Annotated in this window: 17 protein-coding genes; 14 read left to right on the top strand and 3 right to left on the bottom strand. The window is 62.7% G+C overall.

All coding sequences use genetic code 11. The annotated features are described in order from the left end of the window. Positions 1 to 5 precede the first annotated feature (5 nt). The 8 genes from GJW30_RS16610 to GJW30_RS16575 all read left to right on the top strand — a co-directional run bounded on the left by GJW30_RS16610 (position 6) and on the right by GJW30_RS16575 (position 6,959). Positions 6 to 755, top strand: a complete 750-nt coding sequence (locus GJW30_RS16610; RefSeq protein ID WP_096357294.1) for a DUF899 domain-containing protein — start codon at positions 6 to 8, stop codon at positions 753 to 755. Between the two features lie 90 nt (positions 756 to 845). After that, positions 846 to 1,823: an NAD(P)H-dependent flavin oxidoreductase gene (locus GJW30_RS16605; RefSeq protein WP_096357292.1), complete on the top strand. Its 978-nt coding sequence runs from the start codon at positions 846 to 848 to the stop codon at positions 1,821 to 1,823. An 11-nt stretch (positions 1,824 to 1,834) separates the two neighbouring features. Next, entirely contained in the window at positions 1,835 to 2,722 is an 888-nt protein-coding gene (locus GJW30_RS16600; RefSeq protein WP_096357290.1) for an alpha/beta fold hydrolase, read from the top strand. Between the two features lie 24 nt (positions 2,723 to 2,746). Then, complete coding sequence (locus tag GJW30_RS16595; protein ID WP_096357288.1) at positions 2,747 to 3,529, top strand: SDR family NAD(P)-dependent oxidoreductase; 783 nt, start codon at positions 2,747 to 2,749, stop codon at positions 3,527 to 3,529. Next, on the top strand, positions 3,526 to 3,876 hold the full coding sequence (locus GJW30_RS16590) for an ArsC family reductase (RefSeq protein ID WP_096357286.1): 351 nt from the start codon (positions 3,526 to 3,528) through the stop codon (positions 3,874 to 3,876). The genes GJW30_RS16595 and GJW30_RS16590 overlap by 4 nt, the downstream gene beginning before the upstream one ends. Positions 3,877 to 4,111: 235 nt before the next feature. Next, entirely contained in the window at positions 4,112 to 5,326 is a 1,215-nt protein-coding gene (locus GJW30_RS16585) for a putative DNA modification/repair radical SAM protein (RefSeq protein ID WP_096357284.1), read from the top strand. Further along, a complete protein-coding gene (locus GJW30_RS16580; RefSeq protein ID WP_096357282.1) occupies positions 5,323 to 6,735 on the top strand; it encodes a UdgX family uracil-DNA binding protein in 1,413 nt (470 codons plus the stop codon). Before GJW30_RS16585 ends, GJW30_RS16580 begins: the two co-directional genes overlap by 4 nt. A gap of 8 nt (positions 6,736 to 6,743) precedes the next feature. Then, complete coding sequence (locus GJW30_RS16575) at positions 6,744 to 6,959, top strand: hypervirulence associated TUDOR domain-containing protein (protein ID WP_096357281.1); 216 nt, start codon at positions 6,744 to 6,746, stop codon at positions 6,957 to 6,959. A gap of 2 nt (positions 6,960 to 6,961) precedes the next feature. Here GJW30_RS16575 and GJW30_RS16570 read toward each other — a convergent pair whose 3' ends face one another. Both GJW30_RS16570 and GJW30_RS16565 read right to left on the bottom strand, forming a co-directional pair. Beyond that, the gene (locus GJW30_RS16570; protein WP_096358875.1) at positions 6,962 to 7,930 is read right to left on the bottom strand and encodes a Bug family tripartite tricarboxylate transporter substrate binding protein; all 969 of its coding nucleotides are present in this window, start codon (positions 7,928 to 7,930) and stop codon (positions 6,962 to 6,964) included. A 117-nt stretch (positions 7,931 to 8,047) separates the two neighbouring features. Further along, positions 8,048 to 9,022 (bottom strand): Bug family tripartite tricarboxylate transporter substrate binding protein, encoded by a 975-nt coding sequence (locus tag GJW30_RS16565; protein WP_245408541.1) that lies wholly within the window; start codon positions 9,020 to 9,022, stop codon positions 8,048 to 8,050. 237 nt (positions 9,023 to 9,259) lie between these two features. Here GJW30_RS16565 and GJW30_RS16560 point away from each other — a divergent pair, with 237 nt between their 5' ends. Next, complete coding sequence (locus GJW30_RS16560; RefSeq protein ID WP_096357278.1) at positions 9,260 to 10,180, top strand: bifunctional helix-turn-helix transcriptional regulator/GNAT family N-acetyltransferase; 921 nt, start codon at positions 9,260 to 9,262, stop codon at positions 10,178 to 10,180. A 33-nt stretch (positions 10,181 to 10,213) separates the two neighbouring features. Continuing rightward, positions 10,214 to 11,428: an FAD-dependent oxidoreductase gene (locus tag GJW30_RS16555; RefSeq protein ID WP_096357276.1), complete on the top strand. Its 1,215-nt coding sequence runs from the start codon at positions 10,214 to 10,216 to the stop codon at positions 11,426 to 11,428. Here the strand turns inward: GJW30_RS16555 and GJW30_RS16550 are convergent. Continuing rightward, positions 11,425 to 12,330, bottom strand: coding sequence for a Bug family tripartite tricarboxylate transporter substrate binding protein (locus GJW30_RS16550; RefSeq protein ID WP_245408540.1), 906 nt, complete (start codon positions 12,328 to 12,330; stop codon positions 11,425 to 11,427). The genes GJW30_RS16555 and GJW30_RS16550 overlap by 4 nt on opposite strands. A gap of 170 nt (positions 12,331 to 12,500) precedes the next feature. Between GJW30_RS16550 and GJW30_RS16545 the strand changes: the two genes are divergently transcribed. The 4 genes from GJW30_RS16545 (at position 12,501) to GJW30_RS16530 (ending at position 16,820) form a co-directional block, all read left to right on the top strand. Next, complete coding sequence (locus tag GJW30_RS16545) at positions 12,501 to 14,102, top strand: peptide chain release factor 3 (protein ID WP_096357272.1); 1,602 nt, start codon at positions 12,501 to 12,503, stop codon at positions 14,100 to 14,102. 229 nt (positions 14,103 to 14,331) lie between these two features. Then, positions 14,332 to 15,390 (top strand): phosphate acyltransferase PlsX, encoded by a 1,059-nt coding sequence (plsX, locus tag GJW30_RS16540; protein ID WP_096358874.1) that lies wholly within the window; start codon positions 14,332 to 14,334, stop codon positions 15,388 to 15,390. Beyond that, positions 15,387 to 16,361, top strand: coding sequence for a beta-ketoacyl-ACP synthase III (locus GJW30_RS16535; protein ID WP_096357270.1), 975 nt, complete (start codon positions 15,387 to 15,389; stop codon positions 16,359 to 16,361). The genes plsX and GJW30_RS16535 overlap by 4 nt, the downstream gene beginning before the upstream one ends. A gap of 147 nt (positions 16,362 to 16,508) precedes the next feature. Continuing rightward, entirely contained in the window at positions 16,509 to 16,820 is a 312-nt protein-coding gene (locus GJW30_RS16530) for an integration host factor subunit alpha (protein ID WP_096357268.1), read from the top strand. The last annotated feature ends 15 nt before the right edge of the window (positions 16,821 to 16,835 follow it).

The raw sequence follows: 16,835 nt of genomic DNA, 5'->3' as shown, positions 1-16,835 counted from the left end.
CCATCATGCAAACGCCATCGATTGTCTCGCCGAAGGATTGGATCGCCGCTCGCGAGAAGATGCTCGTGCGCGAGAAGGAAGTGACGCGGGCGCGCGATGCGCTCGCCGCCGAGCGGCGCCGCATGCCTTGGATGCTGGTCGAGAAGGACTACGTGTTCGACGGCCCGAACGGGAAGGCCTCGCTCAGCGATCTTTTCGACGGACGCCGCCAGCTAATCGTCTATCGTGCGTTCTTCGAAGAGGGCGTGCATGGATGGCCGGAGCATGGCTGCATCGGCTGTTCGCTCGGTGCCGACCAAGTGTCGAACCTCGCGCATCTCAACGCGCGCAACACGACGCTGGTCTACGCGTCGCGTGGGCCGCAGGCCGACATCAAGCGTCTGCAGACGAAGTTCGGTTGGGAGCACATCCCGTGGTTCACCATCACGGATAGCTTCGACAAGGACTTCGGCGTCGACGAGTGGCACGGCCACAACGCGTTCATCCGCGAGGGCGGGAAGATCTACCGCACGTATTTCATCAACGAGCGCGGCGACGAGGCGATGGGCACCGTGTGGAGCTATCTCGATATGACGGCGCTCGGCCGGCAAGAAAATTGGGAAGACTCGCCGGACGGCTATCCGCAAGAACGCCCATACAAGTGGTGGAACTGGAACGACGCTTACGTTCCGGGAGCCGGGCCTACTCCCGAATGGGATGCGGTTTCGGAGGCCGGCGAAGCCGCTTTCCGGAACAAGGGCAAGTGCAACTGCTAGTTTGCTGACCGCATAGCGAACCGAACCGCATTGATCTCCCTGAAGATTGTGCGGTAGCAACGACGAGTTTCGTTGTCGAAAGGTTGGTCTATGCCGTTGCCGTCTTGCCTTCAGGGTACCCTCGCATTGCCGGTTGTGGGTTCCCCGCTGTTCCTCGTGTCGGGGCCGGACCTCGTCATCGCTCAATGCAAGGCCGGCATTGTCGGCTCGTTTCCGGCGCTGAATGCGCGACCGGTCGAAATGCTGGACGATTGGCTCAAGCGGATCGACGACGAACTCGGCGAATACAAATCGCGCAATCCTGGCAAGAAGGTTGCGCCGCACGCCGTCAACCAGATCTGTCACGCATCGAATGATCGTCTGATGCGCGACATGGAAACGTGCGTGAAGCACAAAGTGCCAATCATCATCACGTCGCTGCGCCCGCCGGCCGAGATCGTCGAAGCGGCGCATTCGTACGGCGGCGTGGTTTTCCACGACGTGATTAGCGTCAAGCATGCGCGAAAAGCCGCGGAGCAGGGTGTCGACGGGTTGATCCTTGTCTGCTCTGGCGCCGGCGGCCATGCCGGCACGCTCTCGCCGTTTGCGCTGGTGCGCGAGATTAAGCAGTGGTTCAACGGCACGGTTCTGCTGTCTGGCGCGATCGCAGACGGTGCGTCGATTGCGGGTGCGCTCGCGATGGGCGCCGACCTCGCTTACATGGGCTCGCGTTTCATCGCGAGCGAAGAGGCGAATGCGAGTGACGAGTACAAACAGGGGCTGGCCAAACACGCTGCAGAGGACATCGTCTACACGAACCTCTTTACGGGCGTGCATGGCAACTATCTCGGCCCGTCGATCGCGGCGGCGGGTCTCGATCCCTCGAACGTTCCGGTCGCCGACAAGTCGAAGATGAACTTTAACTCCGGCGGCAACATGAAGCAGAAGGCGTGGCGCGACATTTGGGGCTGCGGGCAAGGCATCGGCCAGATCAGCGATGCGCCGCCGGTCGCGGAGATTGTTTCGCGATTGAAGACTGAATTCGAGGCGGCGACGCGTGACTTCTCGTCGCGCGCGATTTCGGCCTGAGGAGCGACCATATGCCAGCCATTAAAGCCAACGGCATCGACATCTTCTACGACGAGTTTGGCGACAAAAATGCCCCGCCGATACTGCTGATCATGGGGCTCGGCACGCAGATGATCGCGTGGAAGGAGTCGTTTTGTCAGCGGCTCGCGGGCCACGGCTTCCGTGTCATCCGCTTCGACAACCGGGACATCGGGCTGTCGACGAAATTCGAGGGCGCGAAGAAGGTCAATCTGCCGCTGCTGTTCATCAAAGCGACGCTGCGGCTGCCCATTCGGCCGCCGTACACGCTCGACGACATGGCGGCGGATGCGATCGGCCTGCTCGATGCGCTGAAAATCCAGAAAGCGCATGTCGTCGGCGCATCGATGGGCGGCATGATCGCGCAGATCATCGCGGCGCGTTATCCGCAGCGTTGCCTCAGCCTCACCTCGATGATGTCGACGAGCGGCGCGCGTGGTTTGCCGGGACCGACCAAGGAAGTCGGCGCGCGGCTGATGGCAAAGCGGCCACCGGACCGCGAAGGGTTCATCCAATTCGGTGTCGATACGCTGAAGGCAATCGGAAGTCCGGGCTACCCGACGCCGGACGCGCAATTGCGCGAGCAGGTGACGCGCGCTTACGAACGCGCGTTCTATCCGGTCGGTTTCGTGCGCCAGCTTGCTGCGATCGTTGCATATGGCGGCCGCGTTCCGCTGCTCAAGACGATCCGCGTGCCGACGCTCGTTCTCCACGGCGAACCCGACCCGCTGGTGCCGGTCGAAGGCGGCCGCGATACGGCAGCAAATATTCCGGGCGCTGTGCTCGAGACGATCCCGGGCTGGGGTCACGACTTTCCGGATGCGCTTGTCGAGAAGCATGCTGACCGGATCGCCGCACATGCTCAGGGTGCGCAGAAATAAGAAGAGCTGGGAAGGAAACGTCCGATGCGTTTGGAAGGTAAGTCCGTTGTCATCACGGGCGCGGGGAGCGGCATCGGCCGCGCCGCGTGCTTGCTGTTCTCGCGCGAAGGCGCTCGGCTCATCGCGGTCGATCGCGCCGAGAGCGTGAAGGAAACGGCCGAGATGGTGCGCCAAAAGGGTGGCACGATCGAAGCCGTCGTCGCAGACGCAGGCAGCGAAGCCGACGTGAAAGGCTACATCGCGAAGGCGATTTCGGCTTACGGCTCGCTCGATGCGATCTGGGCGAATGCCGGCATCAGTGGCGGTCTCGTGCCGATCGCGGAGCAGACGGTTGAGCACTGGCAGGAAATCCTGCGCATCAATCTGATCGGCGCATTCCTCGCCGTGAAGTACTCAATTCCGCATATGGTGAAACAGGGCAAAGGCGCGATCGTTTGCACGGCGTCGGTTGCCGGATTGAAGTCGGGCGCAAGCGGGCATCCGTACGCGGCGAGCAAAGCGGGCGTCATCAGCCTTGTGCAGACGACGGCGTATTCGCTCTCCGGCACCGGCGTGCGTATCAACGCGGTGTGTCCCGGATTGATCGAGACCGGCATGACGAAGCCGATCTTCGACGGCGCGAAGGAGCGGGGCACCGAGGGCAAGATCGGCCAGCTCAATCCGCTGAAGCGGGCCGGACAGCCGCACGAACTCGCCGCGATGGGATTGTTCCTCGCGAGCGACGAGGCGTCCTACGTCAATGGCCAAGCATTCCCGGTCGACGGTGGCCTCACCGCGTCGATGCCGTATGCGGGCAAGCCGATATGAGCAAGGTCACGCTCTACGGCATCAAGAACTGTGACACGATGAAGAAGGCGCGCACGTGGCTCGATGCACACAAAGTCACGTACGCGTTTCATGACTATAAGGCGTCGGGGATTGAGCAGGGGAAGCTTGAGGCGTGGGCGAAGGTTGTCGGCTGGGAGACGCTGCTCAATCGCGCCGGCACGACGTTTCGGAAATTGCCTGATGACGATCGCGCGGACCTCACCGAGGAGAAGGCGATCGCGCTGATGGTGGCGCAGCCGTCGATGATCAAGCGCCCGGTTTTGGAGCGGGGCGCGAAAATCACGGTCGGGTTCAAGCCGGAGATTTACGAGAAGGCGATCGGATAGTTTGCTACCCGGATGAGCGATGCGCAAAGCACTCGCGATGTCCGGGGTGGCATCTAGCGCGAGGCAATTCGGTCAGGCGCTCCTCCCCGGATATCGCTACGCTCATCCGGGCTACGAGCGAAAGACTGCTGACACGTTTCGGCACCGAATTTCCTATTATACCTCAATGATTTGCTTGACTTTCGTTGCTATCGTGAGCCAAAGAACATAGAGTGAACGCGAAACGAGGTTTCGCGTGGACCCAACCCTTTCCAAAAAGCTTCGCGTTTTGGCCGATGCGGCCAAGTATGACGTCTCGTGCTCGTCGTCCGGCGCGCCGAAACGAAGCGGCGGCGCAAAGGGGCTCGGCTCGACGTCGGGTGCCGGCATTTGCCACGCCTATACGCCGGACGGGCGCTGCGTGTCGCTGCTGAAAATCCTCCTTACGAACTACTGCCTGTTTGATTGCGCCTATTGCATCAATCGGCGCTCCTCGAATGTCGAGCGCGCCAGGTTTTCGGTTGACGAGGTCGCGCTGCTGACCGTCGAGTTCTACAAGCGTAACTACATCGAGGGTCTGTTTCTGTCGTCCGGGATCATCCGCAATCCCGATTACACGATGGAGCAGCTGATGCTCGTCGCGAAGAAGCTGCGGCGGGATCACGGCTTCGCGGGCTACATCCATCTCAAAACGATTCCGGAAGCGAGCCCGTGGTTGATCGAGCAGGCGGGGCTTTGGGCCGATCGCCTTTCGATCAACCTCGAATTGCCGACGCAGCAGAGCCTGACGCGGCTCGCTCCCGAAAAAAACGGCAAAACGATTCAAGCCGCGATGGGGCAGATGCGCGAGCGTATCATCGAGGCGAAGGAAGAGAAGCGGCGCTTCTCTCCGGCCGGGCAGTCGACGCAACTGATCGTCGGTGCGGATGCGACGAGCGACACCGACGTGCTGCGGACGACGGACACACTGTACAAAAGCTATTCGTTGAAGCGCGTTTATTACTCAGCTTTCAGCCCGATCCCGGAAGCAAGTTCGGTGTTGCCGATCAAAGCGCCGCCGCTGCAACGGGAGAACCGTCTCTACCAAGCCGATTGGTTGCTGCGGTTTTACGGTTTTACGGTCGATGAAATTTCGCAAGGCGGCGAAGGCGGAATGCTCGACCTCGAAGTCGATCCAAAGCTTGCCTGGGCGCTTAAGAATCGCGACAAGTTTCCGATCGATGTGAATCGCGCACCGAAGGAACTGCTCTTGCGCGTGCCGGGACTCGGCAAACGCGCAGTCGATCGGATCGTGATCGCGCGGCGGCACACGCGGCTGCGGCTCGACGATGTCGCGCGGATTTCCGGCAGCGTGAAGCGCGCGAGTGCATTCCTCATCACGGAAGATTATCGGCCGACCCGTGTGCTCGACCAAGAACACCTTCGCGCGCGGCTGGTGAAACCGGCCGAACAGTTGAACTTGTTCTCATGAGGCAAGTTTCGCTCAAGAGCGGCGCGGATATCGACGGCTTTCGCCAAGCCGTCCGTGTTCTGATCGGCGACAATGCTCATCCGGATACGGTGGTCTTCGCGACTGCCGAGAGCGATCTATTCGGCACTGCCGCGAGCAACGATGCGCTGCCGGTGGCGTTGCCACGTCGCTTGAGCGATCTCATTCGCCTCGTCGTTTGTCATCGTGATCCGGAGCGGTATGCGCTGCTCTACCGCGCCATCTGGCGCGTGCTCAACGGCGAGCGTGCGCTGCTCGATATCGCGAGTGACCCGCTGGTGCACCGTCTGCACATCATGCACAAGGCGATCCGGCGTGACCTGCACAAGATGCACGCGTTTCTCCGCTTTCGCCGAGTCGAGGGAGAGGGCGACGAACGATATGTCGCGTGGTTCGAGCCTTCGCACTACATCGTCGAGGCGACCGCGAATTTCTTCATCGAGCGATTCCGCTCGCTCGATTGGACGATCCTGACGCCGGTCGGCTCGCTGCATTGGGATCGCAAAAAGCTCACCATCGGTCCGCCCGGTCGTCGCGAGGACGCGCCGATCGGCGATGCGTTCGAGGAAGGCTGGAGCGGCTACTACGAAAGCACGTTCAATCCGGCGCGCGTCAATCCGACGATGATGCGCACCGAGATGCCGAAAAAGTATTGGCGCAACATGCCGGAGGCCGCGTCGATCCCGCGATTGATCCAAACCGCTCCTTCGCGCGTTAGGGAGATGATCGAGAAGGAGGCCGCGATGCCGTTACGCCGCGATCCCGTGAAGGCTGTCGAAGCGATGCGCGATCAGGAGCCCAAATCGCTCCGCGCGCTCAACGAAATTATCGCGGCGTCCGAACCCATGGTGGCGGGCGGTACGCGCGCCGTGCTCGGCGAAGGGCCGATCGGCGCGCCGATCGCGTTCGTTGGCGAACAGCCCGGCGATCAGGAGGATTTACACGGCCATCCGTTCGTCGGGCCGGCCGGACAGCTGCTCGACCGCGCCTTCGAAGCTGCGGGTATCGACCGTTCGCGCGCTTATCTCACGAATGCCGTGAAGCATTTCAAGTTCGAGCAGCGCGGCAAACGGCGCATCCACCAGAAGCCGACCGGCGGCGAGGTGAAGCATTATCGCTGGTGGCTCGAGAAGGAGCTCGATTTCGTGCAGCCGCAGCTGATCGTCGCGCTCGGAGCGACGGCTGTTTTGGCGCTGGCCGGCAAGGCCGTACCGATCACGCGGGCGCGCGGGCCGGCTCAGTTCGGCGAGCGCGCCGGCTTCATTACGGTGCATCCGTCGTATCTACTGCGCCTGCCGGATCCCGCCGCGAAGGAACAAGAATTCGCGGCGTTTGTTGCGGACTTGAAGCGCGCGCATTCGCTGGTTGCGGAGATGCGCGCCGCAAGTTGAGGTGACGCATGGCGAAGAAGGCAAGTGTGAAGGTCGGCGACAAGGTGAAGTGGAAGACTTCGCAGGGCGAGACCCGCGGCAAGGTGGTCGAGAAAATCACCAAGACGAAGAAGATCAAGGGTTACACGGCGAAAGCCTCGCCGAAGAATCCGAAGCTCATCGTCAAAAGCAGGAAGACCGGTGCGAAAGCCGCGCACAAAGCAAGCGGGTTGAAGAAGGTCTGAGCTTACTGCTCGATCTTCACGTTCGAGTCCTGCACGACTTTTCGCCAGCGCGCGACTTCCTGCGACACGAATTTGCCGAAGGCTTCGCCTGTCAGGTTCGGAACGTCGCTGCCGGCTTTCTCCCACGCATCCTTGATGATCGGCGATTGGAGGGCCGTGAGTACTTCCTTCTGCATGCGCTCGGTGATCGCGGGCGGCGTGCCGGCCGGTGCCCAAAGCGCGTACCAGGTCGCGACTTCGTAGTCGACGCCGAGCTCTTTTACGGTCGGAAGATCCGGGAAAGCGGGGACGCGTTGCGGGGCTGCGATCGCAAGTGCGCGGATCGCGCCGGATTTAATCTGCGGGCCGGATGAGCCCATCGCATCGAAGGCCATGTCGACATGGCCGGCGACGAGATCCTGCATCATTGGCCCGGCGCCGCGGTACGGCACGTGCAGAAGGTTGGTTCCGGTCACGAGCTTGAAGAGTTCACCGGCGAGATGATGCGTCGTGCCGTTGCCGCCAGACGCGTAGTTGATCTTGCCCGGATTGGCCTTCGCGGCCGCGATAAATTCCGCGAGCGTTTTAGCCTGTACCTTGCCGGGATGGACGACGACGACATGCGGCGGGCGCGACAGCAGCGCGATCGGAACGAAGTCTTTCTCGATGTCGTAGGGAAGCTTGGCGTAAATCGACGGCGCGATAGCGTGATGCGCGGCGCCGACGAAAAAAGTGTAGCCGTCCGGCGTCGCCTTAGAGGCGACGGCCGCGCCCGCAGTGCCGCCCGCGCCGGCGCGATTTTCGATCAGTACACGTGTGCCGAGTTGCTGGTCGAGCACCTGCGCCAATGGCCGCGCGAAGGCGTCGGTGCCGCCGCCGGCCGGGAAGGGGACGATCAGCATGATGGGCCGCGAGGGCCACGTATCGGCTTTCGCGCTTGGTGCCGCGAAGAGCGTAAGCGCCGCAAGGAGCGCGAGTGTCGATCGCCGCATCATTTCCCCCGAAACGAAATGGACCATGTCCGTTGTTGTTTCGGACATGGTCCAGCAATTTGGATCGAGAGCGCAAGCCCGCTGATTGGGCAGGCGAAATGCCCTCTGATGCGCCGACTAGTTGCCGTCGAGCTTCACGTTGGCGTCTTTGACGACCTTGCCCCAACGCGCGATGTCGGAAGCGATGACCTTGGCGAAGGCATCGCCCGTCACATCCGGCGTGTCGGAACCGTTCTTGGCCCAGGCTTCGACTATCGCCGGGTCTTTGAGCGCGGTCTGCACTTCCTTGGTCATGCGCGCGACGATTTCCGGCGGCGTACCCTTGGGTGCCCAGAGACCGTACCAGGTCGCGACCTCATAGCCCTGCACGCCGGCTTCAGCCGCCGTCGGCAGATCCGGGAAAGCCTTCACGCGCGCATTCGCCGCGACGGCGAGCGGGCGGATGGTGCCGGAGGTGATTTGGTTGGCGGACGAGCCCATACCGTCGAAGGCCATGTCGACGTGACCGGCGACGAGGTCCTGCATCATCGGGCCCGCGCCGCGATACGGCACCGCGAGGATGTTGGTGCCGGTCAGTAGCTTGAAGAGTTCGCCGGCGAGATGGTGCGATGTGCCGTTGCCGGCGTGGCCGTAGGTCATCTTGCCGGGGTTCGCCTTTGCGGCGGCGATCAGCTCGGCGAGCGTCTTTGCCTGCACCTTACCGGGATGCACGACCACGACATGCGGCGGACGCGAGATCATTGCGACCGGGATGAAGTCTTTCTCGATGTCGTAGGGGAGTTTCGGGTAGATCGCGGGAGCGATCGTGTGATGCGTGGCACCCACGAAGAACGTGTAGCCGTCGGCCGGAGCCTTGGCGGCGATCGCAGCACCGGCCGTGCCGCCGGCGCCCGCGCGGTTGTCGATCAGAATGCGCTGGCCGAGCTGCTTGTCGAGCTGCTGCGCGAGCGGACGCGCAAAGGCGTCGGTGCCGCCGCCCGCGGCGAACGGGACAACGAACATGATCGGTTTAGTCGGCCAGTCCTGCGCGGTCGCGACCGATGCAGTCGCGGCAAACAGTGTCGCGGCGAGCGCGAGCGAAATCTTCTTCACGTTTCCTCCTGGCTCCGTATGGCTTGGAGCTTCTTGCTGTTGTCCGCGACCGCGCCCTGGCGATGAGCTTGTTATCGAGTCGCGATGAAGTGAGACGGCGATCATGCCTCGGTGGCGGCCGAAATGTCGAGGCTTCGCGGCAATCGTTAGTTCTAGCCTTAATATTCGGCAGAGCGTAAGCCTCTTGAAATGCGTGACAATTTAGTTGTAAATGGCAACTATTATCGAGGTGCCGTTATGCAAGCTCACGAGGTCGTGAAGGACGTTCGCGAAGCTTCCCGCCGTTTGGTGCGGGAACTCGGCTTCATGCGGCCGACTTTGGCGGAAACAGAACTTTCGCCGTCCGGAGTTCACGCGCTGATTGAGATCGGCGGTTCGGATGCGTTGTCGCCGAGCGAGCTCAGCAAGCGGCTTGGTCTCGAGAAATCGAGCGTGAGCCGATTGGTGGCGCGGCTCGTGGAGCGCGGCGAAGTTTCGATGCGGGTCGACAAGGCGGACGGGCGCGGCAAAGTGCTGACGCTGACACGCGAGGGGCGGGCAACGCTGGCCGCGATCGATCGCTTCGCAAACCGCCGCGTGTCCGGCGCGCTCGCGAAGGTGACAAACCCGGCCGCCGTGCGCGACAGTCTTGCCGGCTACGCGCGGGCGCTTGCAGGTGAGCGGCAAATGTCGAGCGTCGCGATCGAAGCGGGTTACCGTCCCGGCATTGTCGGGCGATGCACGACGATGCATGCGCGCTACTACGCGCGTGAGCATGGCCTCGGCGCGCAGTTCGAAACGAATGTGGCAGCTGAGTTCGCCGAGTTTGTCGGGCGTCTCGGCAATCCGGCGAACGAATGCTGGAGCGCAATCGTGAACGGCGAGGTCGTCGGAACCATCGTGATGGACGACGACGATATGGGTCCGGATTTCATGCGGCTGCGCTGGTTCGTTATCGACGACGGCGCGCGCGGCTTGGGCATCGGCCACAAACTGCTTGGCGCAGCGCTCGCGCATGCCGACAGATTGAAGCGGCCCGTCAGGTTGCGGACGTTCCGTGGTCTCGACAGCGCGCGGCATCTGTACGAGCAGACCGGCTTCCGCCTTATCGCGGAAAAGCCGAAATCGCTGTGGGGCAGCGAGGTGATGGATCAGCTCTTCGAGCGTCCCGCCGCTTGATCTCGGCATGCGCTTCGCGCATCTAGCGCAGCGATGGATAAGCTGAAGATCGGGATCGTTGGAGCAGGCCCTGCGGGCCTTGCCGTAGCGTTACGGCTGCATCGCGCCGGACACGCGGTGACGATCTTCGAGCGTTTCGACGCGCCGAAGCCTGTGGGATCGGGATTGCTGATGCAACCGACCGGGTTGACGGTGCTGCATTCGCTTGGCCTGCTTTCGCATATCCTGGCGCTCGGAGCTCGTATCGAGCGTCTGCATGGCTCCGACGCGTTGTCGGGACGAACCGTCCTCGACGTTCGCTACGGCGTACGCGGGGATGGGCGCTTCGGTCTAGCGGTACATCGTGCGGCTTTGTTCGGCGTGCTATACGACGCCGTGGTCGCCGAGCGGATTCCGATCGCGACTTCGCAAACGGTCGAGGCGATCGAAGATGGAATGCTGTTCGATGAGCGCGGGCAGCGCATCGGCGCATTCGATCTCGTCATCGATGCGAGCGGGGCGCGATCGCGGCTGCGCCGCTACGCCGATGTTGCGAGCGAGCCGAAGCCGCTGCCATATGGCGCTTTCTGGGCATCGCTCGATTGGCGCGAGGGCTTCGACGCGACAGCACTCGTACAGCGATATCGCAAAGCCAGCGTGATGATCGGCGTGTTGCCGATCGGCCGTGCCGAGCCAAGCGGACCGAAGATGGCGGCGTTTTTCTGGAGCCTGAAGCCCGGCGATGCGGAGACCGTGAAGGCCGAAGGCCTCGATGCTTGGAAGGCGCGCGTGCTCGCGCTCTGGCCGGAGTGCAGCGCTTTCCTCGATCAGATCGTGAGCTTCGATCAGCTCACGCTCGCGCGTTACGGCCACCACACGCTGCAGCGGCCGGCTGCGCGCAAGCTCGCGATCATCGGCGATGCGGCGCATTCGGCAAGCCCGCAGCTTGGGCAGGGCGCCAACATGGCGCTGCTCGATGCGGCGGCTTTGGCGCATGCGATCGAGCAGACTGCGTCGGTCGAGGATGCACTCGCCGCGTATTGCGGCATGCGGCACTGGCACATCCGCGCTTTCCAGGCGCTGTCGTTTCTTTTCACGCCGTTCTACCAATCGGACTCGACGTTGCTGCCGATCGTTCGCGATCGTTTGGTCGCGGTGCTCGCGACAATTCCACCGGGACCGCAGGTGCTCGCCGCGATGGTGGCCGGGACGCTGGTCGATCCGTTCGCGCGCATCGGGTTGCGCGAATACGACTGGCGTTCGCTCTAGTTGACTTTGATCTTGCCGGCTTCGATCACGGGCCGCCAGCGCGCGACTTCGGCGCGGATTTTGGCGCGCAGTTCTTCGGGCGTCGAGCCGACCGGCTCCATCAGTTGCGCGGCGAGTTTTTCGCGGATGCCCGGCGCGCGCATCGCCTCGACGACTTCGCGGTGAATTTTCGCGACGACGGCAGGCGGCGTTTTGGCCGGCGCTATTAAGCCCTGCCACGCGTCGGCTTCGACATCGATGCCGCTTTCGCGCAGCGTCGGAAGATCAGGAACGAGCTTGGAGCGCTCGGCCGTCGTCACCGCGAGCATCTTGATCGGCGCGGTTTCGGCTTGCGCGTAGATCGAAATGCCGGGCAGAACCGCGATCTGCACGTCGTTGCGGATCAGGGCGGTGACGGCAGCAGGAGAGCCCGGATAGGGCACGTGCACGATCTGCGCGCCGCTCTTCTGCGCCAGCGCCTCCATCGAAAGGTGCGATACAGAGCCGTTGCCGATCGAGCCGTAGTTGTATTTTTCCGGCTCTTTCTTCAGCGCCTTCACGAGGCCGGCGACGCTGGTGATGCCGGTGTCGTTGGCGACCGCGAGTATGCTCGGCTGCGTCACCAGCTGCGTGATCGGGGCGATGTCTTTCTCGGGATCGTACGGGAGCCTTGCATAGAGCAGAGTGTTGATCGCCAGCGGACCGCCGATCGACACGCCGAGCGTGTAGCCGTCCGGTTCGGCCTTGGCGATCGCGTCGGTGCCCGTATTCCCACTGGCGCCGGCCTTGTTCTCGACGATGAAGGCTTGGCCGAGCTTCGCCTGCAGGCTTTCGGCAAGGAGGCGTGCGACGATGTCCGGCGTCGAACCCGCGCCGAAGGGCACGATGATGCGGACGGCGCGGACCGGCCAGTCCTGCGCCATTGCCGCAGTCGTCAAAAATGCCAATGCGCAAAGCGCAGCGGCCAGCCGCTTCATCTGTCCCCGCAGTCTTCTTTCGGAGGCGTCTTTGACCCCCATCGCCCTTATAATAGCCTTGCCGGGTTACCGCCACGGCCTTGATCTTGCGGCATATTGCTGCCAAATCCCGCGCTATGAACCAACCTATCGCTAACGAAGTCGCGCGCCGCCGCACCTTTGCGATCATTTCGCATCCGGACGCCGGCAAAACGACCCTGACCGAAATGCTGCTGTTGTTCGGCGGCGCGATCAATTTGGCCGGTCAGGTGAAGGCGAAGGGTCAGCGCCGCAACACCCGGTCCGACTGGATGGGGATCGAGCGCGAGCGCGGCATTTCCGTCGTCACGTCGGTGATGACGTTCGAATACGGCGGGCACGTCTTCAACCTGCTCGATACGCCGGGCCACGAAGACTTCTCGGAAGACACATACCGGACGCTAACGGCGGTCGACTCGGCCGTGATGGTGATCGACGCCGCCAAAGGCATCGAGGCGCGGACGCGGAAACTGTTCGAGGTCTGCCGCCTGCGCGACATTCCGATCGTCACCTTCATCAACAAGATGGATCGCGAAAGCCGCGACCCGTTCGACGTGATGGACGAGATCGAGAAGGTGCTTGCGCTCGACACGACGCCGGCGACGTGGCCAATCGGCCGTGGTCGCGATTTTGCCGGCACCTACGACATCGCGAGCGGCGGTGTGCGCCTGATGGATGATGCCAGCGCGAAAACGGGCGATGCGCCGCAGATCGCGCTCGCGGAGCTTGGTGCCAAGAATCCGAACCTCGATATTGCTGCGATCACAGCCGAGATCGAATTGGTGAAAGAGGCTTGTCGCCCGTTCGATTTGGAATCCTTTCGCGAAGGCCATCTAACGCCAGTGTTCTTCGGTAGCGCCTTGAAGAATTTCGGCGTCGGCGATCTCCTCGATGCGATCGGCAAATTCGCGCCGTCACCGCGCGCGCAGGAAAGCAACTTGCGCAGGGTCGATGCCGCCGAAGAGCGGATGACGGCATTCGTCTTCAAGATCCAGGCGAATATGGACCCGAACCACCGCGACCGCATCGCGTTCGCAAGGCTCTGCTCCGGCAAGCTGACGCGCGGCATGAAGGCGAAGCAGGTGCGCACCGGCAAGCCGATGTCGCTATCGGCGCCGCAGTTCTTCTTCGCGCAGGATCGCTCGGTGGCAGACGAGGCTTTCGCCGGCGACGTCGTCGGCATTCCTAACCACGGGACACTGCGTATCGGGGATACGCTCACCGAGGGCGAGAACCTGACCTTCGTCGGTGTGCCGAGCTTCGCGCCGGAAATCCTGCGCCGCGTCCGCCTGCCGGATGCGATGAAGGCGAAGAAGCTGAAGTCGGCGCTGCAGGAGATGGCCGAGGAGGGCGTCGTCCAGGTCTTTCGCCCGATCGATGGCGCGCCCGCGATGGTCGGCGTCGTCGGCCCGCTGCAGCTCGACGTTCTCAAGGTGCGGCTCAAGGACGAGTACGGTCTCGAGGTCGGCTTCGAGCCGAGCGAGTTTCAACTCGCGCGTTGGATTGCGTCGGCGGACCAGAAGAAGCTCGACACGTTCATCACCGCGAACAATTCGGGTATCGCGGAAGATCTCGACGGCGATTTCGTCTTCATGGCGCGCAACCAGTTTTACCTCGACCACGCGCGCGAGCGGGCGCCGGACGTGACCTTCACGGACATCAAGGACGTGAAGAATACCGGACCGGCGAAAGCGGCCTGATCCTCACGCAAGTTTTCAAGGTTGTCCCCAGGAGCGTACCGCTGCGGTAGCGCAATCAGGGGAACGGTTGTTTCTATCCGGCCGATCTGTATTGTCGCGCCGCGCTCCGCTATGGGTTTAGGAGCGGGATTCGCCTTTTGCCGGGTTGAATTTAGCTAAGTTATTGAGTTGCGTGACGGATCGGCCTTCTTGCAGAATGCCGGTCGCAACGGGGATGTTTCGGATCGGAATGCCGGAAAAAGTCCGAATAGCTCTGGATGCCATGGGCGGCGACAATGGGCCGTCCGTGGTCGTTGGCGGTGCGTCGCTTTCGCTCGAACGCCATCCGGACACCGAGTTCATTTTTTTCGGGGATGAAGCCGTCGTTGGGCCGCTCGTGAAGGCGGACGCGCGTCTGGCCGCTGCTTCGCGCGTGGTCCACACCGACGTCGCGGTTCGCATGGACGATAAGCCGAGCCAAGCGCTGCGCCGCGGCCGCTGGAAGTCATCGATGTGGCTGGCGATCGATGCTGTGAAGAAGGGTGATGCGGACGTTGCGGTCTCGGCCGGCAATACCGGTGCCTTGATGGCGATGTCCGCGTTTCATCTGCGGACTGTTTCCGAGATCGAACGCCCAGCGATTGCGGCCGTCTGGCCGAACCTGCGTGCGGAATCGATCGTGCTCGATGTCGGCGCGACGATCGGCGCGGACGCGCAGCATTTGGTCGCTATGGCCGTCATCGGCGCCGCGATGGCGCGCGTGCTGTTCGACAAGGAAAAGCCGACAGTCGGTTTGCTCAACATCGGCGTCGAGGAGGTCAAAGGCCTCGAGGCGGTGCGCGAAGCCGGAAAGATCCTGCGCGAGACCGCGCCGGCCGGCATGGAGTATCACGGCTTTGTCGAAGGCACGGACATCTCCAAGGGCACCGTCGACGTCGTCGTCACGGAAGGCTTCGCAGGCAACATCGCGCTCAAGACCGCCGAGGGCACGGCGCGGCAAATCGGCGGCTATCTGCGCAGCGCGATGAACCGCACGTGGCGCGCGCGCCTAGGCTATCTGCTCGCGAAAAGCGCGTTCGATGGACTGCGCGCGAAAATGGATCCGCGCAATGCGAACGGCGCAGTGTTTCTCGGCCTCAACGGCCTCGTCATCAAGAGTCACGGTAACACGGACCCGCTCGGATATTCGTCGGCGATCGACATCGGTTATGACTTCGCGCGCTATCAACTTCTGAGCAAGGTTTCTCAGGCACTGGTGCAATACAAAGGCGCCGAACCTCGCCTGGTGGAAAGCGGAGTAACGGCGTGAGCGAACTGCGGACAGTGGTGTTGGGCGGCGGCAGTTTTCTTCCGCAGCGCGTCCTGACGAACGCGGAGCTGGCGCAGACCGTCGACACGTCCGACGAATGGATCGTCCAGCGCACCGGCATTCAGCAGCGCTACATCGCTGCTCCGGGTCAGATGACGTCGGACCTCGGCCTCGGGGCTGCGAAGCTCGCGCTGGAAGACGCCGGCCTCGAGCCCTCCGATATCGATCTGATCGTCGTTGCGACCTCGACGCCCGACAATACTTTTCCGGCCTCCGCGGTCGCGATCCAGCATGGCCTCGGCATGCGCCACGGTGCCGCCTTCGATATGCAGGCGGTCTGTTCGGGCTTCGTTTATGGCATGACCACCGCGGACGCGATGCTCAAGGCCGGGCAGGCGAAACGCGCGCTGGTGATCGGCGCCGAGACCTTCTCGCGTATCCTCGACTGGACCGATCGCACGACCTGCGTGCTGTTCGGTGACGGGGCAGGTGCGGTGGTTCTCGAGGCGCAGCCGGCGAGCCAAGCGGGCGAGCGCGGTATCCTGACCTCAAAGCTTCGCTCAGACGGACGCCACAAGGCCAAGCTCTACGTCGACGGCGGGCCGTCATCGACCGGAACGGTCGGTCATCTGCGGATGGAAGGCAAAGAGGTCTTCAAGCACGCGGTCGGTATGATCACGGACGTGATCGTCGCGGTGTTCGATGCGACCGGCTACACGGCGGACGACATCGACTGGTTCGTGCCGCACCAGGCAAACAAGCGCATCATCGACTCGTCGGCGCATAAGCTCGGCATCGCGCCCGAGAAGGTGGTGCTGACAGTCAATCAGCACGGCAACACCTCGGCCGCCTCTATCCCGCTCGCGCTCGACGTCGCGCGCAAGGATGGCCGCATCAAGCGCGGCGATCTCGTTCTGCTCGAAGCGATGGGCGGCGGCTTTACGTGGGGCGCCGTGTTGGTGCGCTGGTAGCGACTTCCACCACGCGCGGTGCGTGTATCGCAGGTCGAAACCGCGTAAACGTTGTGTAATATACCAGTGACCAAAGCTTGCGGCGCGCGGCCAGCTACGGCATCATGTTGCTGAAACTAAAGGCGTAACGGCGGCAAAGGATGCGGTATGGCAGGTAGAACCATCACGCGCGCTGATCTCTGTGAGGCAGTTTATCAAAACGTCGGTCTCTCTCGGACCGAGTCAGCTGCGCTCGTCGAAGCGGTGCTCAAGGAAATTACGGATTGTTTGGAGGGCGGCGAGACAGTGAAGCTGTCGTCGTTCGGCTCTTTCGTTGTGCGTAGCAAGGGCCAGCGTATTGGCCGCAATCCCAAGACCGGCAAAGAGGTTCCGATCCTGCCGAGGCGCGTGATGGTGTTCAAACCATCGGCTATCCTCAAGCAGCAGATCAACGGGCAACCCCAAGCCGAAGTGGCATAACGGCTAAATCCCGTA

The organism is Variibacter gotjawalensis (assembly GCF_002355335.1).
GTDB classification, from domain to species: domain Bacteria; phylum Pseudomonadota; class Alphaproteobacteria; order Rhizobiales; family Xanthobacteraceae; genus Variibacter; species Variibacter gotjawalensis.
This window is presented reverse-complemented; position numbering and strand designations above follow the sequence as displayed.